The organism is Alkalispirochaeta americana, from assembly GCF_900156105.1.
GTDB classification, from domain to species: Bacteria; Spirochaetota; Spirochaetia; order DSM-27196; family Alkalispirochaetaceae; genus Alkalispirochaeta; species Alkalispirochaeta americana.
In genome coordinates this window covers 1-24089 of the sequence record NZ_FTMS01000021.1, presented here as the reverse complement: position 1 = coordinate 24089, position 24089 = coordinate 1, and the positions used below count along the sequence as shown (strand labels likewise).

Annotated in this window: 27 protein-coding genes; 26 read left to right on the top strand and 1 reads right to left on the bottom strand. The window is 53.2% G+C overall.

All coding sequences use genetic code 11. From position 1 onward, the window contains the following. A partial coding sequence (locus tag BW950_RS13525; RefSeq protein ID WP_200796838.1) for a phage baseplate assembly protein V occupies positions 1-411 on the bottom strand: 411 nt, incomplete at its 3' end. Between the two features lie 247 nt (positions 412-658). Here BW950_RS13525 and BW950_RS13520 point away from each other — a divergent pair. From BW950_RS13520 to BW950_RS13395, 26 genes are all read left to right on the top strand, one after another. Beyond that, positions 659-1084 carry a GPW/gp25 family protein gene (locus tag BW950_RS13520; RefSeq protein WP_076489837.1) on the top strand — a complete coding sequence of 142 codons (426 nt, stop codon included), beginning with the start codon at positions 659-661 and terminating at the stop codon, positions 1082-1084. Then, positions 1077-4067 carry a putative baseplate assembly protein gene (locus tag BW950_RS13515; RefSeq protein WP_083944034.1) on the top strand — a complete coding sequence of 997 codons (2991 nt, stop codon included), beginning with the start codon at positions 1077-1079 and terminating at the stop codon, positions 4065-4067. The genes BW950_RS13520 and BW950_RS13515 overlap by 8 nt, the downstream gene beginning before the upstream one ends. Then, positions 4064-4678 carry a hypothetical protein gene (locus BW950_RS13510; protein ID WP_076489835.1) on the top strand — a complete coding sequence of 205 codons (615 nt, stop codon included), beginning with the start codon at positions 4064-4066 and terminating at the stop codon, positions 4676-4678. Before BW950_RS13515 ends, BW950_RS13510 begins: the two co-directional genes overlap by 4 nt. Positions 4679-4726: 48 nt before the next feature. After that, positions 4727-5959 (top strand): phage tail sheath family protein, encoded by a 1233-nt coding sequence (locus tag BW950_RS13505; protein ID WP_076489834.1) that lies wholly within the window; start codon positions 4727-4729, stop codon positions 5957-5959. Between the two features lie 50 nt (positions 5960-6009). Beyond that, entirely contained in the window at positions 6010-6438 is a 429-nt protein-coding gene (locus BW950_RS13500) for a phage tail protein (protein ID WP_076489833.1), read from the top strand. A gap of 106 nt (positions 6439-6544) precedes the next feature. Then, the gene (locus tag BW950_RS13495; RefSeq protein WP_143559258.1) at positions 6545-8074 is read left to right on the top strand and encodes a hypothetical protein; all 1530 of its coding nucleotides are present in this window, start codon (positions 6545-6547) and stop codon (positions 8072-8074) included. Between the two features lie 17 nt (positions 8075-8091). Continuing rightward, a complete protein-coding gene (locus BW950_RS13490; RefSeq protein ID WP_076489831.1) occupies positions 8092-8565 on the top strand; it encodes a hypothetical protein in 474 nt (157 codons plus the stop codon). 62 nt (positions 8566-8627) lie between these two features. Further along, positions 8628-9014 carry a DUF1257 domain-containing protein gene (locus tag BW950_RS13485; RefSeq protein ID WP_234969124.1) on the top strand — a complete coding sequence of 129 codons (387 nt, stop codon included), beginning with the start codon at positions 8628-8630 and terminating at the stop codon, positions 9012-9014. Beyond that, the gene (locus BW950_RS13480) at positions 9011-9820 is read left to right on the top strand and encodes a phage tail protein (protein ID WP_076489829.1); all 810 of its coding nucleotides are present in this window, start codon (positions 9011-9013) and stop codon (positions 9818-9820) included. Before BW950_RS13485 ends, BW950_RS13480 begins: the two co-directional genes overlap by 4 nt. Further along, complete coding sequence (locus BW950_RS13475; protein ID WP_076489828.1) at positions 9817-11334, top strand: hypothetical protein; 1518 nt, start codon at positions 9817-9819, stop codon at positions 11332-11334. The genes BW950_RS13480 and BW950_RS13475 overlap by 4 nt, the downstream gene beginning before the upstream one ends. 62 nt (positions 11335-11396) lie before the next feature. Further along, complete coding sequence (locus BW950_RS13470; RefSeq protein WP_083944033.1) at positions 11397-11729, top strand: FHA domain-containing protein; 333 nt, start codon at positions 11397-11399, stop codon at positions 11727-11729. Between the two features lie 12 nt (positions 11730-11741). Beyond that, complete coding sequence (locus BW950_RS13465; RefSeq protein WP_083944032.1) at positions 11742-12908, top strand: VWA domain-containing protein; 1167 nt, start codon at positions 11742-11744, stop codon at positions 12906-12908. A 6-nt stretch (positions 12909-12914) separates the two neighbouring features. Next, positions 12915-14684 (top strand): phage tail sheath family protein, encoded by a 1770-nt coding sequence (locus BW950_RS13460; protein WP_076489826.1) that lies wholly within the window; start codon positions 12915-12917, stop codon positions 14682-14684. Positions 14685-14702: 18 nt separating this feature from the next. Beyond that, the gene (locus BW950_RS13455; RefSeq protein ID WP_076489825.1) at positions 14703-15146 is read left to right on the top strand and encodes a phage tail protein; all 444 of its coding nucleotides are present in this window, start codon (positions 14703-14705) and stop codon (positions 15144-15146) included. 18 nt (positions 15147-15164) lie between these two features. Next, the gene (locus BW950_RS13450; protein ID WP_076489824.1) at positions 15165-15785 is read left to right on the top strand and encodes a CIS tube protein; all 621 of its coding nucleotides are present in this window, start codon (positions 15165-15167) and stop codon (positions 15783-15785) included. A gap of 25 nt (positions 15786-15810) precedes the next feature. Beyond that, a complete protein-coding gene (locus BW950_RS13445; RefSeq protein WP_076489823.1) occupies positions 15811-16857 on the top strand; it encodes a phage late control D family protein in 1047 nt (348 codons plus the stop codon). An 11-nt stretch (positions 16858-16868) separates the two neighbouring features. Then, positions 16869-17432 carry a GNAT family N-acetyltransferase gene (locus tag BW950_RS13440; RefSeq protein ID WP_076489822.1) on the top strand — a complete coding sequence of 188 codons (564 nt, stop codon included), beginning with the start codon at positions 16869-16871 and terminating at the stop codon, positions 17430-17432. Continuing rightward, positions 17396-17998 (top strand): 4Fe-4S single cluster domain-containing protein, encoded by a 603-nt coding sequence (locus BW950_RS13435; protein WP_083944031.1) that lies wholly within the window; start codon positions 17396-17398, stop codon positions 17996-17998. The genes BW950_RS13440 and BW950_RS13435 overlap by 37 nt, the downstream gene beginning before the upstream one ends. Next, the gene (locus BW950_RS13430; protein ID WP_076489820.1) at positions 17995-19524 is read left to right on the top strand and encodes a Ycf46 family AAA ATPase; all 1530 of its coding nucleotides are present in this window, start codon (positions 17995-17997) and stop codon (positions 19522-19524) included. The genes BW950_RS13435 and BW950_RS13430 overlap by 4 nt, the downstream gene beginning before the upstream one ends. Positions 19525-19546: 22 nt before the next feature. Next, complete coding sequence (locus BW950_RS13425; RefSeq protein WP_076489819.1) at positions 19547-19762, top strand: DUF2997 domain-containing protein; 216 nt, start codon at positions 19547-19549, stop codon at positions 19760-19762. Then, positions 19759-20181 carry a hypothetical protein gene (locus tag BW950_RS13420; protein WP_076489818.1) on the top strand — a complete coding sequence of 141 codons (423 nt, stop codon included), beginning with the start codon at positions 19759-19761 and terminating at the stop codon, positions 20179-20181. Before BW950_RS13425 ends, BW950_RS13420 begins: the two co-directional genes overlap by 4 nt. A 2-nt stretch (positions 20182-20183) precedes the next feature. Continuing rightward, complete coding sequence (locus BW950_RS13415; RefSeq protein WP_076489817.1) at positions 20184-21266, top strand: pentapeptide repeat-containing protein; 1083 nt, start codon at positions 20184-20186, stop codon at positions 21264-21266. Positions 21267-21291: 25 nt separating this feature from the next. After that, on the top strand, positions 21292-21498 hold the full coding sequence (locus BW950_RS13410) for a hypothetical protein (protein WP_076489816.1): 207 nt from the start codon (positions 21292-21294) through the stop codon (positions 21496-21498). After that, positions 21498-21863, top strand: a complete 366-nt coding sequence (locus tag BW950_RS13405) for a hypothetical protein (RefSeq protein WP_083944030.1) — start codon at positions 21498-21500, stop codon at positions 21861-21863. Before BW950_RS13410 ends, BW950_RS13405 begins: the two co-directional genes overlap by 1 nt. Further along, entirely contained in the window at positions 21815-22066 is a 252-nt protein-coding gene (locus BW950_RS13400; RefSeq protein ID WP_076489814.1) for a DUF6760 family protein, read from the top strand. Before BW950_RS13405 ends, BW950_RS13400 begins: the two co-directional genes overlap by 49 nt. Positions 22067-22082: 16 nt before the next feature. Further along, positions 22083-24089: hypothetical protein (locus BW950_RS13395; RefSeq protein ID WP_143559257.1), on the top strand; the 2007-nt coding region annotated here is incomplete at its 3' end.

Genomic DNA, 24089 nt, shown 5'->3' with positions numbered 1-24089 from the left:
GCCGTCGGGGGAGAGCAGTTGCAGTTTCTCAGCCCCGGGAGTGTCGTCCAGGATGATCCGGTTCCCGCTGCGGCTGCGGAAGAACCGGAGGTTGTTCTCCCCATTGCCGTTGAAATCGGCATCACCATTCTCTCCGCTCTCCGGAGCGGGTCGGGAATCGGTCCAGACACCGCCCAAGACCACACCCTGAGAGAGGGTGTCATCGAAGAAGGCGATCACCACCTGGTCTCCCACCTCCGGCAAGAGCAGCGTTCCGCACTCACTCGATGCGTAGGGTTGCACCGTGGGTATCCAGCCCGTTTCTACCTGTTCTCCTGCCACGGAGAGACGGGCTTTTATACGGGCTCGTGCTGCGGGATCCTGGTTGTCGGTGACAACGGCATAAAACAGGAACTGGTTCATGTGGTTCATTGGCGCTTCCTAAAATGCGTTTTCTTTCGGTAGCTCCCGAAACTATTCAGTATTACTATCGCACTTGTCAACAAAAAACAGCAATTCAAAAAAAAAATTTATTAAATCTATAAAATTTATGAAAGAAGATTATAAGAAGATATCACGCGCAGAATCTTTTTCAAGATAAACAGGGAAATAAATTTTTTTTATTGATTTCATTGAAAAAAGTTGTCGCCCCGCAAATCGTGGGGTAGGCTTTCTGGCGATGAGTGGAAACGAAAGCTTTCTCGGGACTGGTTTTTCCTTCCCGATCAGCGTTGATAATACTGGAAACATAGCGCAGTCCCGGTATGAAAACAGTATTGCCGATTCAATTCATATAATTCTCTCTACCTCCAGGGGTGAGCGGGTGATGCGCCCCGATTTTGGGTGCAACCTGAACGATTTGGTCTTTGCTCCAAATAACGCCCGAACCCTGGCTTTGGCAAAACACTATGTCGAGGAGGCGCTTACGCGGTGGGAACACCGTATTGTCCTGCAGGATGTCTCAGTGCAGTCCGATCCTGATCGCGAGAACCAGATCAATGTGAAGATTCGCTACCTTGTCCGGTCAGTGAATACCTATTTCAACATGGTTTATCCCTTTTATCTTGAGCGAGGCGAACTTGATACCCAATCTCAACTTGGATGACAGAACCTACAAGGATATTTTGAACGAGGCTTTGCGCCTGATTCCTCATTACTGCCCTGAGTGGACCAACCACAATCCCAGTGATCCAGGCATGACGCTGGTCGAGCTCTTTGCCTGGATGACGGAGATGACAATTTATCGGCTGAACAAGGTTCCCGAGAAGACCTATCTTGCTCTCATAGATCTTCTCGGGTTGTCACTGATACCTCCTCAACCATCACGGGCTCTTGTCACATTTTTTCCTGTAGAGTCCTGCCCCGAAGCGTTTCAGGTGAAGGGTGGGTTTCAGGTATCCGCCGGAAAGGGCGCCGGTGATGGGAGCATAATTTTTGAAACGGTGAAGGACCTCACCATTTCTCCCGCCCGGCTGGCTTCCTGCTATGCGGTCACTCGGGACAAGGTCAGTTGCCGGGATCTGGGGATTCGTCCATTCCCGCTCTTCGGTGGATCCGAAGAGATCGAGCGATATCTTCTCGTTGAGGCCCCCCAGGCGGAGTTCCTCCAGGGAAATAATGCCTTGAGTATCACCTTTCACTCGCTGAACCCTGTCCGCAGTGCCGGTGACGAGGTTGTTAACTTCTTGAACTGGGAATACTGGGACGGTTCGCGTTGGATACCGGTTGAGGCAGTGGGGGCGAGCGGAAATGAGCGAAAACAGGAGAACAGGGTTTTTCTTGAAGGGCCGCTCGATATTCAACGGTCCGATCAAGAGGGAAGAGAGTCCTATTGGTTACGGGCGGTTCTTGCCAGAATGCCCGATGATCCCGGTTGTCTGGAGGTTACAGGAGTTTCGCTGAATCTCCACTTTCTCGGAGAAGGGGTGAATCCTGACTGTTGTCTCAGCAACACAGGAAACATGGTCTTTGAAGCACTGGATCTGAACGCAGATTTTACTCCTTTTGCTGGTGTTCCAAAGCACAACGACATCTTTTACGTTGCCTGTGACGAAATTCTCGAGAAAACCAGTGCCCGCATCTCGGTGAGGTTTTTTCTGAGCGATACAGTAGAGCCCCCCGCTGCAAATCCCTCGCTGGTTTTAAAATACGAGTACTGGAACGGTATGGATTGGGTCAAGATCGATGACACCACAACCCAGGAAGACCGGCATAACCAGGGGCAGTTCCGATTCACCGATAAAACAAGAGCTCTGACCAGGTCGGGAATCGTTTCGTTCGATCGTCCCGATGACATGGCTGCCGTGGAGGTTTCTGGTACCGAGTGTTTGTGGTTGCGGATTCGCCTGGTGGCGGGAGATTTTGGCAAGGGAGGGCGTCATGTGCAAGCCGAAGATGGCTCCTGGACGTGGCTCTTTGATGATCCGGTGCGATCTCCTGTCTTTACGCGAATCCGTTTTTCCTATCAGGCGCCTCCTCAAGTTCCCGACACAGTCCAGGTAGTAGACAACTACTCCCGCAGGTCTCTGTCCTTCGCCACCGGAGACGCCACTACCGGTGTCATGCTGTTTTCGACGCGCTCCGAGGCTCAGCCCATGACGTACTTTGGATTTGACGATTCCTTTCCGGCGGGGCGCTACAGTCTTTATTTCAGGCTTGAGGAGCGGCATAAAATACGACCCGCCGGTCACAATGTACCGGATCTTCTGGATCGTCCCGTTTCACGAAACCGGGGAATCGGCCTGGTGTGGCAGTACTGGAACGGTTCGGCTTGGCAAAAGCTGTCGGTGAATGATTACACCGACAGTTTCCACCAATCGGGGTTTCTGGAGTTCTCTGTTCCGCAGGATATCGCCAGAAAGGACGAATTTGGTCATAGCTGGTACTGGCTTCGCCTTGTTTTCCAATCGGGAAGTTTTGAGGCCATGCCCGTTGTGGAGCAGGTGTTGACCAATTCGGTCTATGCCTTGAACCAGCGAACCTACCCCTCGGAAACCATAGGTTCTTCCAGTGGTTCGCCTGATCAGGTCTTCGAAATTCTGAGAAAGCCGATTCTCTCGGGCTTTGAGGTGTACGTGAATGAATCGACTGTTCCCCCGGCGGGAGAGATCGATCTTATCCGGTCCGAGGAAGGTGATGACGCAATACGGGAAGGTGGCGGAACCACTTCCGGGCAGGTCTGGATTCGGTACCACGAAGTGGACAACTTTTATGCATCCACCCCCAAGTCACGTCACTACATCGTGGACTATCGAAACAACCGCATCCATTTTGGTGACGGCCATCGTGGCATGATCCCTCCCCGGGGTAAACACAACATCCGCGCTGAGCGACTCTGCGTAGGCGGAGGAGTTCGGGGAAATGTGGGGGGCCATACAATCAGGACGCTTCGCGAGAGCGTGCCCTTTCTTGCAGGGTGTAATAACAACTTTCCTGCCGAGGGCGGAAGCGATCTCGAATCACTGGAAAGTCTAAAAAAGAGGGCTTCAGGACTCTTCAAAAGTTTGAACAGAGCGGTCACGGCGGAGGATTACGAGTGGCTGGCTCGCGAGGCATCGGCATCGGTGGCGCGGGCCAAGTGTCTTCCCCGGTGTGGTCCCAGAGGAGAGGTGCTGCTTGTAATAGTTCCCGAGGCAGATCCGGGAGACGAGGATTATCTTGAGCCACCTGTCCCAACGGCCGAACTGCGGCGCCGGGTGAAGGAGTTCCTTGAGCCGCGAAAGCTTGTAGGAACGGGACTGCGAGTGGATTCCCCGGTTTACCGGATGTTTGGTGTCGTCATGAAAGTTGCGTACCGCCGGGATGTGGTGGAGTTTCAGGTGGCTCGAAAGGCGATCGAAACCGCCCTGAGAAAGGCCTTTCATCCGCTCTGTGGGGGAGCTGATAAAACAGGTTGGCCCTTTGGGGTCGCTATCCAGAAGGATGATATTGCCAGGGTTCTTGAGTCCGTTGACGGGGTCCATCATCTGGAGGAGCTGAGCCTCTCTGATCTTGATTCGGGAGTGGCCGTAGAGCGGTTTCTTCCTGCCGATGGAGAACTGCCGTTTCTCCAGAATGTTCGCATTGAAGACAGAAAGGTGCAGTTTTGAGCAACAACGACACTGGGGGAAGGCGCCAATCGGATGTTATCAGCTACGCCTTTCGATCCTTCTCGGAAAAATTGACCGCAGGAACTCCGGGGTGTTCGGTGGAGTTTATTGATTCCCTGGATACTCGGGAGCTAGACCGGGTGGGAACGGAAAAAGCTCCTTGTCTCGCGGTTATTCCGCTCGGGGTGAGGGAAAAACCCGATCAGGGGCCGCGAGAGCAAGTGCTGCGTCGCGAGATCGATGCCGAGGGGAAGGAATTCGAATATTACACACGGCCAGCCACAATTCTGGAGCTTTCTCTGGTGGTGTATCCGCTGGTGGAGGATCTGTTCTCCCGGTTTGGTCTTGTGGGGGAGGTGGTACAGACGATTCACGATAACCCCTTTACTCCGGTGGGGGAGTATGACTGGGCAGGAAATCAGGATGAACCCCTGATGTGGGAAGTGGTTTCGCTTGGTCCTGCCGGAGAAGGCCAGTTTCCGACCTCTTGGGGAGGTCCTTCGGTGGCAATAGGGGTGAAGACACAGATTGGAATTGATTCCTCTGTGAAGGAACGGTTCCGGCGGGTCGAGGCTCGCCAGATGCGGGCGATCAAAAAAAAGGATTCCTGATGCAGATCAAGGTTTACAAAAGAAATTGAGTTTAAGGAGGAGACAAGCGTGCCACAGTATCAGACACCAGGTGTGTATGTAGAGGAAGTTTCAAGTGGATCAAAACCCATTGAGATGGGTTCCACAAGTATTGCGGGATTTCTTGGAGTTGCAGAAAAAGGACCGGTGGACGAAGTGACCCTGGTTACCAACTGGACGCAGTACAGCAAGATTTTCGGGGGGATGCATTCCCAGGGGTGGCTTGGACACGCGGTATACCTGTTCTTCCAGAACGGCGGGTCCAAATGTTACATCAACAATCTGGCAGAGCCAAAAAAGGTTGCTCCAGCCAAAGAGGCTGCAACCAAAGCCAAGGATGGTGCTGAGGGGGCAGAGCAAAAAGAGGAAGCCAAGCCGGTTGTTCCCGAGTCGATGGGAAACCCCGATAACCTCACCAAGCTTATCATCGGAAAAGACGAAGGGCCCGGACAGCGGACTGGCCTTCCTGCTTTTGATGAGATGTCAGATATCTCGATTGTCGCAGCTCCGGGGGTCACCGATCCTGCCGCCATGGACGCGATTCTCTCGCATTGCGAAAAAAATCGTTTCCGCGTTGCCGTCCTGGATGCTCCTGAAGTGCTTGAGAAGGGAATCGATACCATTCCCATGCCACGAGATTCCACCCACGGTTCCTATTATTTCCCATGGGTCCAGATCTTCGATCCCAATCTTGAGACCGATATCTTTGTCCCGCCTTCCGGAGGAATTGCCGGGGTTTTCGGGCGCGTCGATGGAACGAGGGGGGTCCACAAGGCACCGGCAAACGAAATCTTTCGGGGAGCAACGGGTTTGCGCTATCAGCTTACCGACGGAGAACAGGAGCTTCTGAATCCCAAGGGAGTGAACTGTATTCGTGAGTTTAGCGGTCGGGGCATTCGGGTGTGGGGTGCGAGAACCTTCAGTTCCGATCCCGAATGGCGCTATCTCAACGTGCGAAGGCTTTTCTGCATGGTCGAGAAGGCGATCCAGGATGGAACCAACTGGGTTGTATTTGAACCCAACACGCGGGGTTTGTGGAAACAGATTACCCGAAACCTTACGGCCTTCTGTCTTCGCCTGTGGAAAGACGGTGCTCTTTTTGGTGATTCCCCGGAAGAGGCCTTTTTCGTCCGGTGTGACGACGAGCTGAACCCCCCCGAATCAATCGACGCAGGGTACGTGGTGTGCGAAGTGGGAATTGCTCCTGCAAAGCCCGCCGAGTTTGTGGTTTTCCGCGTTTCGCAGAAGACCCTGGATGAATAAAGCCATCATGCCGTTGGCATGGGAAAAAGATGACCCGATAGGAGGTACGCATGGGAGTCTATGCGCCGCAAATGAAGACGAACTTCAAGGTAGAGATCGATGGGGTTGACTACGGCAACTTCACGTCTGTTACCGGCCTCGGTGCCACCGCAGAGGTTTCCGACGATGTGGGAGGAATGGACAAGAACCCCCGGAAGATTCCGGGAAAGGTTCGCTACGAGACGGTAACGCTCACGCGAAACTGCGATCCCACAGATACGGTACTGCGAGACTGGTGGAAAACCGTTGAGCGGGGATTGCCCGAACGAAAAGCTGTATCGGTAGTTTTGTCCGGCCGGGATGGAATCACCGAGATTGCTCGTCGGAACCTCTTTGAGTGTGTGCCGTCAGGCTGGACTATGTCTGATCTCTCCAGCAGTGAGAACGGTGCCATTTCCGAGAGCATTTCCCTGGTCTATGAGGATGCTGACTGGGGTTAAGCCCGGGAACATGAATTTCATCTTCAGGAGGTGGGGGCCGAGTGCCGAGCTGTGTGGCTCGTAACCGGTCCTCCCTCCTGGCTCATTGTCTTGTGGGTAGGTAGTGATGGTAGTTAGTCGAGTGCCAATGGTAATGGTGGTGTTTATCCTCTTCTTTGTCTCCCAGGCCTTTTCCATGGGCAGGGGAGAAGAGCTTCTTCAGGAAGAGCCTTTGCCAGTGGCGCAAAAACCGGAGCAGGAACCAGATCCTGATCCAATTGATTACATGAAGCTGTATGAAGAGCTCTCGGAAGACCTCCCGACGATCGCTTTTTTCCCCCCCCGTGTGGGATCCGGGGTCGATCGGGATCTTGCAGAGAAGCTCCATCAGGAGCTAATACATCGATTCATCCTTCACGGGGAGTATCGACCGGTATCGATCCAGGATTGGTTGAGTGACAGGTTTCGCAACGGTTCGACGGGGTCAATCTGGTCCTTCCTGGGAATCGTTCGAAGCACCCGATTGCCTGTCAATTATATTGGGACCACCCGGTTTTTTCGCTCTGGTGCGCGACTGGGAGTTCGTGTCAGCGTCTACCCGGTGGAACGAGGTCGTGCCCCCCGGCACTTTGTTCGTATCGTGGACATTCCCGGACAGGACGAGGACGAGCTTCCTCTGGTGTGCTACTGCTGTGGTGATCCCCTCGAACTTCATCGTTCCCCGGAAGAGGAAATATCGGAGGAAGAGGGCCGGACGGCAAAAAAAGGCTCTCCCGAAAAAAAGAACGACTTTGCTGATGAGAATATGATTGAGGACGAAGAAGCGGAACGGCCCGTGGAAGAGGAGCCGTCTCTCTCTGAACGTTCCCTGGATGCTCTCGCGAATCTCTTTGCAGAGTTGACGGTTCGCCTTGCGGCAGAGAAGGAGCCGGCGAATCTTTTTCACTCCACTATCTACGTGAACCCGGTACAACTGAAGTTTTTCCACCTTACCACGCTTGAGTGCGGTGATTTCGAGTTCAGTTCCATCCCGTTTCTGTCTCGTGACGGAGCAGATTACCGACGCCATGACGACCACATTCGCGATTTGCTCGGCTATGCCTTGCACCTTGGAGGGCTTGTACGCGCAGAGATAGGAGACATGGATGGCGTTGTTGGAGAAAACCCTTCCCAGCGAGGGGTAGGGGACTATTCCGTGGATAGTGAACTGAAACTCTCGGAGCGTCTCATGATTTTTGAGACAACCCTGATAAACAACCGGACCGGCCGTGAAGTGCTGCGGTATGTCTTTCCCCTGGAGTCTCTGGATCTTGTCTACCTGCAGGAGCGCCTTCGTGATGTGTCGCGGTTGCTCATTCTGGCAATAGTTCCCTTTGAGGCGAGACTTCAGGTAGGGGCGCTGCGTCCGCAGAGTGGGGACCATTTTCCGGAGGAGGCACATATCTACTTCCAGGGATATCACCTGGGAAGGGGAGATCTGTCGGGACAGTTGCTTCCGGCAGGGCTGAATATCTTTCGCATCGCAGAACCGGATCTCCGGGAAGAGAAAGGTACCGGAGAATACCTGATGGGAGTTCTGATGCGCCCCTACGAGCACACCAGCGAGACAATTTCCCGGGAAGACTTGCCCTACGCGCAGTTTCTTCTCAGACACTAGAAAGGAGGAATACCCCTATGGATGTGAAAAAGTGCGTTCTGTTCCTGGCTTCGGTTCTTCTGGCTCTGACGGCTGGTTGCAGAAGTGTGGCTGTTGAAGAACACCTGGAGCTTGAAGAACCTGTGGAGAAAACGCCACAGCAAGATTTTCCTCCGCTGGTCCTGGAAGAGGTCATCCCCCCACCGGTGGTGGTCCAACAGACAGCCGCTGCGGTAGAGGAAGAAGAAATAGAAGAGATATGGGTTGATTTTGGAATTCTTGAAATAGAGTCGTCGGCAGGTATCCAGGAGCGGATCATCTCGCCGGCCAGTGATATCCATCAGGCGGTAGAGGTAGGAATGACCGGGTACGTCTATAGCGATGCAACAAAAGATCAGAAAGCAGGGGAGGTTTCTGTGCTTGTGCTTGAGCGAAACGTGGCGGTCTTCGAGATTGTGACGCAATATTTTTCGATAAACAGGAATTCAATCATTTCTATTCAGGTGCAATAGGATTCGGGTTCAACAAGGTATGTCGCTTAAAAGGAGGTTGTAAGGTGTCCCATTTCACTCAAGTGAAAACGAAAATACGGAATATCGAGGTTCTCAAGCAGGCCCTGAAAAATCTGGGCATTGCCTATACCGAGGCCGCCGAGGGGACAACCCTTTCCATAAAAGGCTGGGAACAGGAAACCGCCCAGGCCCGGATCTCGATTGAGACAGGCTGTTCCTATCCAATCGGGGTCACACTAAACGATAAAGGAGAAGCGGAGTTTGTTGCAGACTGGTGGGCGATCGAAACGTGGACCGAGCGAAAACAGACGGACATTCTGGCGGAGTTCACACGGCAATACGCCTATGAAACGGTAATGGACAAGGTTCGGAGTTCCGGATACGACGTGGTTACCGAGGAAAGTGATTCCGAAGAGCGAGTGCGTGTTGTTGTAAGGAAGTGGACGTGATCCAGGGTGCACCAGAGGGGATCGTGGGGCTTGGCCTCTTTGCTGCACAGCGACGATTGCGCCATGCAGGGATTCAGAAGTGGACTATCTCGTACATGGAAAGCGAGCGACCTTTTTCCACGGTCTTGCAGGTCAGGGAGAAACATGGAGACCCCCATCTTGTGGTGGCGTCGCGTAATCCGATCCGCTTTCTTCCGTCGATATACCAGGACAATGAGTTCCTTCGAAACTTCCTGTGGGTCTTTCAGCATCTCTACAACGAGATCACCCTGACTCTTGATAATCTCCATTCTTTCTTTGTTCCTTCCGACACGCCCGAGGGGTTTTTGCGGTGGCTGGCAGGATGGTTCGATATTTCTATCGCCCAGGTGTTGCCGGAAGACAAGCTTCGCCTGTTGCTTCACCAGGCAGTTACACTCTATCGGTACCGGGGAACGGCTATCGGGATACAAAAGCTCATGAAGCTCTTAACGGGAGTGGAGCCGGAGATTCTGGAAAACTATTTGCCCCACGATGCCTACGTTCTGGGTGCATCGCCAGGCAACAGGGCTGCCCTGATTCTGGATTCCAAAAAACAGTATCGAGCATATTTCACCGTCTTTTTTCCGATAGAGCGCGCGGAGGTGGATCCCGGAGTTGTAACGCTTCTCCCCCAGATTCTGGAGATGGAAAAACCGGCAAATACCTTGGCAATCATTGCGTTCAGAAACCCTGAAGAAGTAAAGGTCCTTGGCGTGCTGATTGATGATGACACCCGCATGGCATCGGATGAGTCTGTCCCGGAAACGGGAGGAGATAAAGAATGATTGAGAAAATTGAACCCTTTCGTCGAGCAAACTTTTTCAACGGGTTGCTTGCAACACCACAGTTCTGGAACGGAATTCAGGAGTATGGCCATCGGAAGGAGTTGTATTATAACAAGTTGTTTCATGGCACAGGAATCATTCCTGGTGTGATGGATGAATTCCGGGTGAGATCCGTGCAAGGGGGAGGGGGCATTTTCATGCTCGTTGTCAATCCCGGTGCGGTGCTGGATGAGAAGGGGCGAAGTGTTATGCTCCATGAAACACAAGCGCTTACTCTGGATTCCAGAAAGTTCACACTCCCTTGTACCGTCTACATTACTGTCAGGTATCATGAAGTTCTTGATGATTACTACCAAAACGAAGAAAACAGTGAATATCAAGGATACAGAAAAAAAATGGAATCGGCCAAGGTGGAAGTTCTCCCGAGTATTCCTCCCGGTGGTGATCATGTAGAAATCGCACGAATCTTCCTGGAGGAGGACAAGCAGGGAGAAATCAGGAAAATCTCGGAGGGGGGAGATTTTACCGCTCCTGGTCCAAATACATTGGATTATCGATATGTCCCTTGGGTTTGTCCCGCAAAAAAAGGGCTCCACCCGCATTTGCGGGAGCATCTTGTGAATCTCTTTGAGCAAACTCGAAATGTAGCCATGGTGATTCATGACACGGTGGAGTTGCCGGGATTGCGGGAAATCCAGACGGTAGCTCTCACCGGGAAAATGCTTATCCAGTGCGGTGATGTCAGTTTTGATGATGTAATTCACACGATCTACCCGCTCTTTGATCTCAATAATCAGATTGCCCAGGAGTTGCTTGAATACGAGCGGCAGAAGAACGAGCGGTATTTCTCCGCAAAAAGCGAGTTTGAGATCTATCGTCAGGCGATTTTTTCCATGGGCGACTATGTCAAGACCTACGACGGCCGGTACGAGACTCTGGACGGGGCACTGAAACAGCAACAGATCATCATTGATACCATGAAGGCGCTCTTTGTAACACGAAAAGTCAGCCTTCATGATATCGCGCTCATAAGTCACGATTTTCCGCGGATACTTGTGCTGGATAATGAACGATATACCCTGGTGGATGTACTCGATCTGCGTGATGACGAAAATAAGGAGCGGCATAAGCTCTCCTTTCCGGCGACGAAGGATGTATCTGTCACAAGTCTGGCTCTTACCTATCCAGACGGGCAGATGGTCCGTGACAACGTGATCCGTTATGTAGCGGGCTCAGCAAAAATGACACTACGGAATATTGTCAAGAACAGAAAGCTTCTGCTGGTCCGCAGAACCGATGTCGTCTCGGGGAATTACACCATCCAGACCGTTCTGAACGGAACGTTCGAACGAAGGATTGTGGTCGATGCGCCAGATACGGAAAACCGCTGGAGAAACCTGTCTGCTTCCTTTGATGAAGATATGGTGACGAACTACACACCAACAATCGAGTTTCGCCTGGGTGAAAAAGGGCGTGATAATTTCGGACGGATCTGGGTTTATCAGAAGCTGTAAGCAATGAAGTGGGGGGCCAGGTGTTCGGTATAGGAAAAAAATATTGTCGTGAGGGGCATGTGATGGACCCAAGTTGGAAGGTCTGCCCTGTCTGTATAGCACCGGTAGTGGGGTGGCTGGTGTGGCAGAAAAATGGAATACCTCGTCAGGTTTTCACCCTTCATGAAGGACGTTCCGTGATCGGCTGCGGAGCAGACTGCGAAGTTCGCCTTCGGGGAGAGGGAGTGGCCCGACAGCATGCCCAGATTGTTTTCTCCGGTTCGACGGCTCGCATAACAAAGCTTTCCGAGTCTGCCGCCCTCACAGTGAATTTTGAGGAAACAGCGAGTGCTCCGCTAATTGACGGTGACTTGCTGAAAATCGGTGAAGAAGATTTCAAGTTCAAGTGCCTCTGAGGAAATAGACCTATGATGATAACGACAACGAAAAGAGTATATCTCTCCATGCTCCTGGGGGTGGTCCTGGCGGGTGGTGTTTTTACTCAGACCCCGGACCCTCACGAGTTGAGAATCGATCAGATCGTAAACAAGGACTATCCCAACCTCAAGGTTTACGTGTCAGTTGAGGATGAATCGGGAGATCCCCTGCCAACACTTGTCCGGGGGAATTTTCAGGCCCGGGTGGATGCTCAAGATCCGCTGGAACGTTTACGGGTTGAATCCTTTCGACTCACGGAAGAGCCTGTTGCGTATTCTGTTTTGCTTTCAGTTTCCGGACGACTTGAACGGGCTTTGTATTATCGCGAAGAGGCAATTCTCTCCATCATGGATGTCATGAAGGACGATGATCGGCTTTCAGTATATACGGTGGGAACCGAAGCGTTGCCTGTCTTTGAGTACAAGACTCGTGAAGAAATCAATACGGAGGCGATACGGGACATCTCAGTTACCGATGACAGCCCGAATTTGTACGACGCGATTACCGGCGTATATATGCGAAAACGGAATGAAGCTCTCCGGCATATTGATCGAAAGGTGATCATCGTTATCTCCGATGGGCGAGATGCCAACAGCCGGTTTGACCGGGATACCCTGCTGCGTCGTGCTGCCGAAGTTAATGTCCCTCTCTATTCGTTGGGTGTGTCGGTGATAGGGGCAAACCTGGATCGTCTTAATGGGCTTTCCGACGCAACGGGCGGGTCCTATCAGTTTGTCCTGCAGAATCAGTATGATCAGATTCCGGCTCGTGTGCGACGAATGATGCAACAGATCCATCATGGCTACGTTCTTGGCTTTCGCGTGCGCGGCGTTCCCGCCGACGACGAGTATCACCAGCTCATGATCGGAGTGACCGACCGGGAGGTTGAACTTCGATCCTTCAAGAACTTTGTTGCCAGAAAAGTTCCGTTTCCCTTCTGGTTGCGTATCGTCATCGTCTGTGTCGCCGTGGTGACCATTCTGTTGTTGTTGGTGATTCTCTTTTTCTATCGTCGGGCAGAGCGGAAAAAGATGGGTATCACCAAGCGCAAGTGTCCAGATTGCAAACGCCGCATGAAAGACGATTGGGAGTTCTGTCCGTTTTGCCGGTATATGCCGCCGAAAAAGAAAAAACGCAAGGATTCCACCGAGGGGTAATGATTTATGGGTATTCGGTCTGTTGATATCCCCGGGATCTATTTCGATTCACCGGTTCACCGCTCCAATGCGGTGCGCATTGATACCCGAACTGTGGCGGGTTTTGTGGGGGTCAGTGAGAAAGGCCCTGTCCAGTCTCCTCAGGTGATCCGTGATTTTCGCGAGTATCAGAAGATTTTTGGTGGTTTTTCGTCGCCGGGAGCTCTGGCTCACGCAGTGTACGGATATTTTAGCGCCGGAGGCACGGAATGTGTCGTTGTCAGGGTTGCTTCACAAAACGAGTCGGGAGGAGTTGCCCCGGCACAGTTGCCCGTTCCCGACCAGCGGGGCAAGATATCCTTTTTTCTGGAGGCTTTGTCGCCCGGTGTCTGGGGCAATTATATCGCGGCGCGGTTGTGGTACGGGATCGATCGCGCTGCCGGTGTTTCGCGCGTAATCTCCGAGGGTGGTGTTTTTCACACTGATCAGGAGATGAACCTTGCACCGGGAATGTGGGTTCGTCTGCGCTGCGGGAGTGAATCCTGCTTCAGGGAGGTGAAAAAGGCGGACCGAGGGCGTTGCTCCGTGAGATATCCTCTGCCTGAGTCGTTTCGGTTGCCCGGAGTTTCCGTGGGAGTCGAGATCGTCCGCCTCAATCTCTCTATTTCCAACGGGACAAAAACAGAGGATTATCTCGACGTTTCTCTGGATGCCGAGGATCCCCGGTGCCTCGAACAACTCGTCAACAGGAATTCAGGACTGGTGCGGGCCTTGAATATCCGGAAGCATTCGTTCCCTTGCGAGATTACCACCACCTCATTTTCAGGAGGCCGTGATGGTGTCGCGGGGCTTCAGCCCGGTGATTTCACCGGCTGGTATCGGGGGCTCGATGATCATGCAGGAATTGGATCTTTTGAAGCTTTTCCCCAGGTTAAGCTTCTCTGTGCTCCCGATGCAACTCTTCTTGTACAGCCTGGCGTAGCCGGTGATGAGGCAGGAACCCCCAGGGGGCTGAATCATTTTTTCACCGTTCAAAAGGCTCTGGTTGATCAGGCCGAGCGTTTTCCCGACCGTTTCGCGGTGCTTGACGCGCCTCCCCTTGATCCGGGGATGGAACTTGCCCGGTATGTAAGAAAATTCGACTCTGCCTTTGCGGCCATGTATTACCCCCGGGTTCGCATGCTTGATCCTGAAGACCAGGGTGGCGTGGCACTCTTCAGTGTTCCTGTTTCGGGGCATGTGTCAGGTGTCTACGCACGAATGGATCGAGAAAAGGGTGTCTTTCATGCTCCTGCAAATCAGTTCCTTCCGGGGGTTATCGCGCTGGACTCTCCTTTAGAGAAAGGAGATGTCGAGTTTCTTTATTCTCTGGGATTAAACACGCTGTGCGCGGTTCCGGGCAGGGGAATAAAAATCTGGGGAGCGAGGACTCTCTCGTCGGATACAGAATGGCGGTATATAAACGTCCGCAGAACATTTTCACGCATTCTCACTGCCCTGAAAGAGGGCACTCACTGGGCAGTATTCGAGCCCAATACAACCTCCCTGCGGAAGCGTTTAACCCGTCATGTCGTGGCCTTTCTGATTGATTTATGGCGCAAGGGTTACCTTGCCGGGGCGGTGGCCGAAGAGGCTTTCTTCGTGCGTTGTGACGAAGAGCTGAATCCCCCTGAAAACAGAGACGCAGGAATTGTAACGGTTCAGGTGGGAGTGTGTATTGCACGGCCTGCTGAGTTCATTGTTGTGACTCTCTGTGCGGAGCGAGAACATGTCAAGGTAACCCTTGATGAAAATTAGCGAAGGAGGAGTGGAGATATGTCGGGATCGACAGAACGGAATGATTCCTATCTGGCATCGTATTTCACAATCGAAATTGAAGGGATCCAGCGAGCCAAGTTCTTTCGTTGTGAAGGGTTGGAGGCAGAGACCTATGTGTACGAGGTTGAAGAGGGTGGGCTGAACGGTTCGGTCCACAAATTTCTGGGCCGAACCCGGTTTCCCAACCTGGTTCTGGAAAACGGGCTGACCGATAATACCGATCTCTATGACTGGTACGTCAAGACGGTCATGTCCGACGAACCGATAGAGCGACGCGATGGTTCGGTTGTTCTTTTCGGGACGAATGGTGATGAGGTGAAGCGGTGGAACTTTTTCCGGGCGCTGCCTTGCCGCTATGTGGGCCCCCGGTTGGGTACAGAGGCCCATGGGTGTGCTGTGGAGCGGATAGAGATTACCCATGAAGGTTTAATGCTGGGATAGCGGAAAAAGGAGAACAGAATGGCTTTGGAAAAAGCGGTGATACATAATCTTGATACAAATGAGGATGTTGGGGTCCTGTTCAATCCGAAAGAGTACATTATCGAGAAGCGGACGCCCTGGAAAGAACAGGAAATACAGGGGCTGGACTCTCCCGCCGTCGAGTTTACGCTGGGTGAACGAAAGCGATTGTCCATGGAGCTCTTCTTTGATACCTCGGAAGAAAAGTCTGATGTAAGGGCCTTCACGGACAAGATCGAGGAGCTCATGCTGGTGAATGCCGATCAGCACAGACCCCCCTTGTTGCTCTTCACCTGGGGAAACCTGCAGTTTCGGTGTGTTCTGGAGGATCTCGTGCAACGGTTCACGATGTTCCTGAATGACGGCACTCCGGTGAGGGCAATTCTGAAGGTGCTCTTCAAGGAATATTCCAGTGCGGCAAGTCAAATCAAGGAAAAACCTCGCCATTCGTCGGATCACACAAAGCGGATCATTCTCCAGGAAGGGGAAAGCCTGTCCTCCCTTTCAGCCAGGGAGTATGAGGATCCTGCCCAATGGCGTGTTATTGCCGATGCAAACGGTATCGACGACCCCATGAACGTGGAGGTCGGGACGCCCCTGCGGCTTCCTCCTCTGTATTAATTGCTGATTTCTCAAGGAGTTCACGGTGAGTTCAGATTACGAGAAGCTTGTTCCCTATTTCATAGTGTATATAAACGGGACACGTCTGGCGATTGAACAGGAGGCATCGGTGAAACAGGTTCTTGTTACCGACCGGGTCGATGCTCCGTCGGCCTGTCAGATCGTGTTGTCTGATGCGGAACGACAGTGGGCTGATAGCTCCGAGTTTTCCGAGGGGCAGCAGGTGTCGGTTCATTTGGGAACCAAAGATGATATTCAAGAAGTATTCAACGGTGAGATAACGGGTCTTCGGGCGCAGTATACCAGGAACACCGACGATACCACGACAATTGTCTGTCACGATGTGCTGCACCGGTTAAGACGGCTCCGAAGAACGGCAACCTTTGCTGATATGGCCGATGCCGACATTGTTCAGCTGATCCTGGATCGTCACGGCCTGGAAGGTGATTGCGACGGCTTGGGGACACATTACGCGTACACGACCCAGCAGAACAGCAGTGATTTTGATCTGATTATGGAGATCGCCTCTCGCCATGGGTGCAGCGTTCGGGCGCAGGGAACCTGTGTTCAGATCAAGCCCATCGTCGAAGAGGGAGCCGATGTCATCGTGGAATGGGAAAAAACACTCCTTGATTTTTCTGCACACATGGACACCACACAGCAATGGACCGGGGTGGCGGTTCACTCCTGGAATGCTGATTCCGGCGAAGGGATCCTCGGCGAGGCGAAGGTTGCTGACATCTCCTATCGAGTGGGTGATGGCTTGCTGGGTGGCGAAGTGGTGATGGAAGCGTTCGGCCCATCCGAGACAGTTGTGGTGGATCCCCGGGTGCAGGACACGGTAGAGGCCGAACGGTTGGCCATGGATATGCTCACACGAAATTCCTTCGGACTTATTTGCGGCAGCGGTTCCTGCGAAGGAAACTATCGGATCAAAGCGGGTGCCACCTTGGAGGTAAAAGAATTGGGAGGGCGGTTTTCCGGCCCTTATCTGCTTCGTGAGGTAAAGCATCGACTTGTCTCGGGTACAGGATTCACTACGAGTTTCTCGGGATCACGGAATACGGTCTAGGGAGGGTGACAATGATAGGAGGAAAACACCGGGGGGTAAGCCTGGAGGTATGGAGCCCGTCCATGAAAAACTCTCTCTCCGATCGATTGAACTCAGGCGAATGGGAATCTTCCCTGGTTGGATGCGATGGTGCGGTATGGAACCCTCTTCGTCCTGAATCGGCTTTGGCAGGTCTGGAAGAGCGGGTAGCTACAGAAGAGGCCTTCCTGCTGCGCTGTGTCCCCGAAGAAAACTCTTCCGGCGGACATTCAGAAGAGTTTCTCTTGGGACTTGACCGGATATCTCCCTGGAATGGCCGTGCCCAGCTTTTCTGGTGGGCGTCCCGGGACCAGCAACAGCGGAAAATTCTTGCAGAACCCCTCAAGTGCCTTGTGCAGTACGCTTTTCTTGTCCTCCACCTGCGTCGCCTTTCGGTGCTGGTCGAGTCAGGGCCTATGGAGACAACGATACGATCTTTTGGATTTGCAAAAGAGGGAACCCTTCGTGAGTGGGCCTTTGTACCCGGTGATGGGGAGTATTTTGATGTGGGAGTGTTTGGATGTCTAAGGCAGGAGTGTCTCGTTCTCAATGTATGAATATTCACTCTTTTCTTTCCCGGTCCAGGGTGAATGGTCCGGGGGTTCGGAGTGTACTGTGGCTCCAGGGATGTAATCGGTCCTGTCCAGGGTGCTTTAATCCCGAGGCTCTGCCAGCGACGGGGGGGGAAAGTGTGGCGGTTTCGGATGTCCTGGACTGGCTGCCGCAGAGGGAAATAGAAGGCGTCACCTTTTCCGGGGGAGAACCGTTCCTGCAGGCTGCCCCGCTGGCGATGCTCGGCGAAGCGATACGGGCTCGGGGGCTCTCTGTGCTGGTCTATACAGGGTATTTAATAGATGAAATAGAAAGAAGCGGGAAAGAAGACTGGATTGATTTGCTATCGGTTGCTGATATCTTGATAGATGGGCCGTACCTGAAAGATGTTCCTCCCAACCATCGCTGGGCGGGATCGGGCAATCAACGGGTTCACATTCTGGGTGATGGTATCGATTTTGACGATTCGGATAGATCGAAAGACTCCTCTTCGGAAGAGGGGGAAATAGAATTTTCCATAGACAACGAGGGGCTGGTTACTGTGACCGGCTTTCCGGAAGGATGGACATGAAACAGACAGAATTGTCGGTAAAAGAGAGAATATCGGTGCTGATTCGGGCCCGATATCCCCTGGTATATGTTGTTTCCAGCGAAGAGAAACGTGTTGAGGATACGATGAAGGAGATTGCCCGGGAACGAGGCAAGCGGTGCTTTGTCTGGTCGATAACCAAAGGGTTAGAGTGTGATGACGGAACGCGTCTTTCCGATCTCCGGGAGCCCCTGAAAGTATTGGACTATATTATGGAGCTTGATGTGAAAGGGCTCTTTGTGGTGAAAGACTTTCATCCCTTCCTGAACGATCCTGTGGTGGTGCGAAAACTCCGCGATGTAAACGGAGAACTAAAAACAACGGTAAAAAATGTCTTGCTCTTGTCGTCGATTCTCAAGATACCGCCAGAGATGGAAAAGGAAATAAGTGTCATCGATTATGATCTCCCCGGAAAGGACGAGATTGGTGGAATAATCGATGGTATCTGCCGGTCTGTTGGTGGAGACCCCACGGGCGGCAGCGACATAAACAGAGAAAAAGTTATCGATGCAGCTCTGGGGCTTACTGCAGAGGAGGCAGAAAATGTCTTTGCCAAATCGCTGGTTCAAACAGGGCATTTTGATGTCGGTATAATTTTAAGCGAGAAGGAACAAATTATCCGCAAGTCGGGTGTCCTCGAATATTACCAGGCGCAGGAAGAAATGACAGAGATCGGGGGGCTGGAATATCTCAAGGAATGGCTGAAAAAGAGAAGTCTTGCCTTCACCGACGAGGCAAGAGATTTCGGGCTCCCCCAGCCCAAGGGCGTGCTTCTGATCGGTATTCCCGGATGTGGAAAATCGCTCACTGCCAAGGCGATCAGCAGCTTGTGGCAGATCCCTCTGTTGAAACTGGATATGGGAAAGGTCTTTTCCAGCCTTGTGGGAAGCAGCGAAGAGAATGTCCGCAAGGCGATTCAGACAGCAGAATCGATTGCTCCGTCTATCCTGTGGCTCGATGAGCTTGAAAAGGGGTTCGCCGGAATGGGCGGAGGAAGTTCCGGTGATTCGGGTACGTCCGCTAGAGTGTTTGGAACCTTTCTTACGTGGCTCCAGGAAAAAAAGAGTGCGGTTTTTGTTGTGGCCACCTCCAACGATATCTCGGCTCTTCCTCCCGAATTGCTGAGGAAAGGGCGGTTTGATGAGATTTTCTACATTGATCTCCCGAACCGGGCGGAACGGGAAGAAATTTTTCGGATTCATCTGGAAAAAAGAAAACGCGATCCCCAGAAGTTTTCTCTTGACCTTCTGTCACGACAGACAACGGGGTATTCGGGGTCGGAGATCGAGGAGGTGGTAATCTCCTCTCTCTACGATGCCTTTGACAAGCATCAGGATATTTCGACCGACGGGCTCCAGGCGGCAACCTCTTCCATGATCCCTCTCTCCCAGACCATGGGGGATCGAATAAGCGAGATTCGCGAATGGGCCAAACTTCGTGCACGACGGGCAAGTCTGCAGTGTTTCGAAGAGGATGAAAGCAAGGATCGCTTGCTGGAACTTACGTAACCAGGGAAGAAGGAGAATTACGATGGCAGACAGACACGAACTAGAGATCGTTATCGACAAGGATGGGGAGGTGTCCATAAAGGTTGAGGGGGTTAACGGATCCCGGTGTGTTCAACTCACGAAGGATATCGAGGAAGAACTGGGAATCGTTGTCGAACGGGAAAAAACGTCGGAGTACTACAAGGACGACTTATCCCGGACTAACCAGATCGACGGGTTTTCCCGGGGGGGGGAATGATGGAACGGGAATTTTTTCTCCCTCTGGGCTACGTTGACGAACACCAGAAGGTCCACCGGAAGGGGCGTATTCGACAGGCCACCACTGGTGACGAGTTGGCAATTCAGACTCATGAAAAAATTCGCCATATCGCTGCGTTTCGGGACGTTCTGCTTCTCTCGCGGGTTATCACCAGGCTGGGTGATTACGACTCCGTTACGGAAGAGTTGATTGGGGAACTCTTTGAAGCGGATTTCCTGTATCTGCAGCTTCTCTACAAGGATATGAACGGTGAGGCAGAACGAATGGCAACTGTCGAATGTCCTCATTGTGGTCACGAGAATCAACTCTATCTTGAGAACCTCTATACCGGCCTGACGCTTCCCGGGGATACATCTCAGGATACTGTTCAAATTTATCCGCTCGACGGAGGGCTTTAGGAATGCCGGTTTTCCCCGCCAGGAGTCTCCCTGTTCTGCTTCATGAATGGGAGCTGGTGAAGGGTGAGGCCGTGGGATGGCAGATCATCTCGAACGATGTGAGCGGGGCCTCCTTTCCCCAGGGTGAATGGAGGGATGTGGCTTTTCGGGAGAGTATTCTGAACGAGGCGATCTTTTCCGGGGGAGCTTTTCAGAATTGCGAGTTTTTTCGGTGTTCCATGCAGCGGCTTTTTCTGGACAGGACGAGGATGACAGAAACCGTGCTGGACGCATGTGTTTTGACACGGACCTCCCTGGAGGGTGTCCGTGCCGATCAGGGAATCATCAGGCGCTGTGTTCTGAACAGTAATAACGCCCGGAATGCTCGGTTGAACGCCTGCTTTCTGGAGGATTTCGAATCCTGGAAGACTCGTTTTGACGGGAGTGTTTTCTATCGTTGCCGGTTTCGCGTATCACCGGAAGAGGGCGTAGCAGGGTTCCACCAGGCATCTTTTGGAAAGGCTCTTTTTATCCAGTGCTCTTTTGAAGGCGATGTGTTCCGGGAAGGGACGCTGGAAGGGGCTTGTTTTATCCAGTGTTCCTTCAATCGGCAAAGCTGGGAGTATGTTTCACAGGAAAACACCATTTTTTGGGAATGCGAGGGTGGCCCCAACCTGCACTGTTCAGTATCCGGGCATGGGAGGAAAAACGGTATGGAACGAAAAAAAGAAGAACTTTTGGCAGCCCTGGAGGATCTCGATGCCGAGAGCCTGAGGGATGCTTTGGCGATGATGCTTGTCGAGGAGGTTCAGGACCCTGCTATTCACGGAACAGTTCCGGAGAACACACCCGATTCTCTTGGTCGAGACATCACCCAGGCTCGTGATTTTCCAAGTCTTTTCAGACTTCTCAAGACCCGCTTGAACCTGAAAGAGCTGGATCAGTTCAGTGTTGATGGTGGATCGGTCTGGGTGACGATTGGCTCGCGGAAACATGAAATCACGCCGGGAGAAGGAAACGTTCCGGTGCGAAAAACTCCGGAACCGACCGCTACGGCTCCCCGGCCTTCCGGGGATGCGGGGCGGTTCAGCAATCTGGAATTATAACGTCGCAAGGAAAGGATAAAAGGAAATGTACGTGCATTATGACGAAACAAACGGGCTTTTTTCTTTGGAACTTCCCGAGGATCTCAAGAAACATCAGGCCCAGGCAGTAGCGGCATTGCAGGAAGAGTTTGCTTTCGAAACGCTGGGAGTGGAGGTTCTTCAGGAGATGAACGACTTCCTTTCCCGATGGTTCTCGGCTCAGGGGCTTGCGGTGAAGGGGGGGCAGAAATAGTGAAAACAGAGTTTCGTTTTTCCCTGCCCAAAGGGACAGGATTTACGCCTTCCATGGGAAGTCGGATTATTGGAACCATGCGTCTCATCCGGGTGAAGGACCTGCTGGCTGTGTATCAGGATGCCCGGGTCCGGGAAAATCCTGGTTATTTCTACGTTATCCTGTTGAGCCGGGTGGTAGAGAAGCTGGCTGACGAGAAAATGGTGACAACCAAGACCATTGAAAAACTGGCGCCCGATGATTTTTCGTTTCTTGTAGATTTTATGAATGAGGTAAACCACAGCTTGATTCGTCGTGTTGCAGTTCAGTGTGGGGGATGCAATGCGACGTTCCAGGGGGAGTTTGCTGTACTGGGGGAAGCGTAGGCCGCCTTCCGGAGGAACTGCAGCGGGAGGTGGCCTATATTGCGTACCATTTACATTGGTCCCGACGTGAAATTCTGGAGATGACCCATCGGGAGCGCTCCATGTGGGTTTCCCGGGTGAACGAGATCAATGCGGAGATTCTGGAGAGGACCCGGAGGCTACGACGCGAATTCCTGGAGCAATCCAGTCCTGATTACAGCTAAAGCGGAGGATGAGAAGATGCTGAAAGAAATACTGAGCTATCTTGAGCCTGGATATTACGGTCGGATGAGTGAAGAGATTGAAACGGCGGTCCGCGACTACGACCGGGAAAAAAGCTCCGGGGACGACGACAGAATAAAGATGGCTCGTGAACAGGGCCGGGCTGTTGTTGAATCGGCGCTTCTTGCAGGTAGTCGGAACGCGGAGGAGCCCCCCTTTGTCAATCTGGATGCAGAGTTCTTCACCAGCGACGGCGCGCTGGATGAAGACCTCCTGAAACGCTTTTGCCGTGAGGCGGTGAGCCGGGTGTGTTATCAGCAGCAGCTGTGGATGCTTTCTGGGACACGGGAGCGGTATACGGCAGTGAGCGAGCGAGTGATGGAAGCGGGAGGCGAAGGGCTTGCCGGGGAGTTGCCCGGAGGGCGAGAGCGGAAGAGAGGTTCTCGCGAAGGAGGTGGCGAAGGGTACTATCTTCACTTTGATGGCCGGATACGCACCGAGCGGGATCGAAAGAAACAGCGTGTGAGCTTTGATGTTCTTCAGGATCGATCGGGATTTACCTGGGACCGCGGGTACGATGTGAATTACGAGGTGGAACGGAGCCGGCCTCGGGGATTTGACGAGAGCGGGATCTGGTGCGAGAGGGGAGGAGACGAGGGGAAGGAGGCAGCGGCGGATATTTTTGAAGATACGGGGAGAGTGCCCCCTGAGCGAGTGTACCTGGTGGAGTTTGAGGAAGGACTGTTTCTGTATGATGAAGGAGGAGTGCTGGAGGCCGAAGGGGCACGGCACTACTACCGGGAAGACGGGAGCGTCTACGGAGAGAGCATCCGTGAGCGGAATGAGACGGTTCGGATGATCGTTGAAGAGATGAAATCCCGGGGAGCGGAGAAACTGGCCGGGGTGGTGATTCCCGGAGGAGGTGACGGGGGCGGAGTGTACCGGGACGTGCTCGGGGAGGTGATGGGGGAAGAGACGGAAGTTTTGACGAGAGCCGAGGGACGGGCGAAAGAGGCCCTGTGGCGAGAAAGAACGGGAAGGAAGAGCGATGCTCTGGCGCGGGAGAGTGTTGCCGCGGTGAGCCTGGCCCTTACTGCACGAGGGTACGGGGGAGCGGCCCTGGCCGAAGCGGTGGAAGAGGTGAGCCGATCGGGCAGGGTGGAGGTTGAGGGACGATTTGATACCGCCGGGCTTGGTGTGTACGGAGCGAGAGAAGAGGTTTTGAGTGTCCTTGAGGAGGAAGGGCTGGATCTGGTGAGAGCGCAGGCGAGTCAGCTTGAGGGGGAAGATTTGAGCCGCTACAGTCGGGCCGTGCAGGGGGTGGTGCGACGAATGGGCGAGGGAGCTGAGGCAAGCGACCGGGTGGAAGCGGTTGTTGGTGCGGTGATGAGGGAGATTGAGGGAGATCCGCGAGAGGGGCGAGAGGCGGTATATCTGGAACAGCGGGTGGCCTTGGGCGATCTTGTGAAGGGCGCCGGTGAGAGAGGAAGGCGAGAGGAGGGCGAGAGTGTTCGGGAGTGGGTGGCGCGCTGGGGCGGTGATCTTCCCGAAGGTGCGGTTGAACAGGTGATTTCGAAGATCGGGGAGATTCATCTTGGGGCAGCCCATGAGGAGGCCCTGATGGGGGGGCTGGCTGTGGCATTTTCGAGGTACCAGGAGATTTCCCGGGGGAGCGGATTAACCCCTGTGGAGCTTGTGAGTGCTGTGAAGGGAATCGTTACGGGGAGCGAGACGGGTCGGGAGTACGCAAACCGGCCGGTGCATCTGCGGCAGGAGATTCGCGAGGTGGTAGCTGAGGCGGTGGAAGAACCGGGGTTTTCGATCTGCCTGAGCTACCAGGAGCTGGAAGCCCAGGGCAGAACCAGTCTGCTCTCGCAGACCCGTCCCGGCACACCCGAGGGGATGAGCGTTATCACCACGGACTCCCCGACGGGAGGCGGAGCGGAGAGAAGCGAGTTGCTCTGGGCCTTTCTTGGCTACGATGAACAGCTGCAGGAGCGGCTTGGCCGGGAGAGCCGGAGCCTT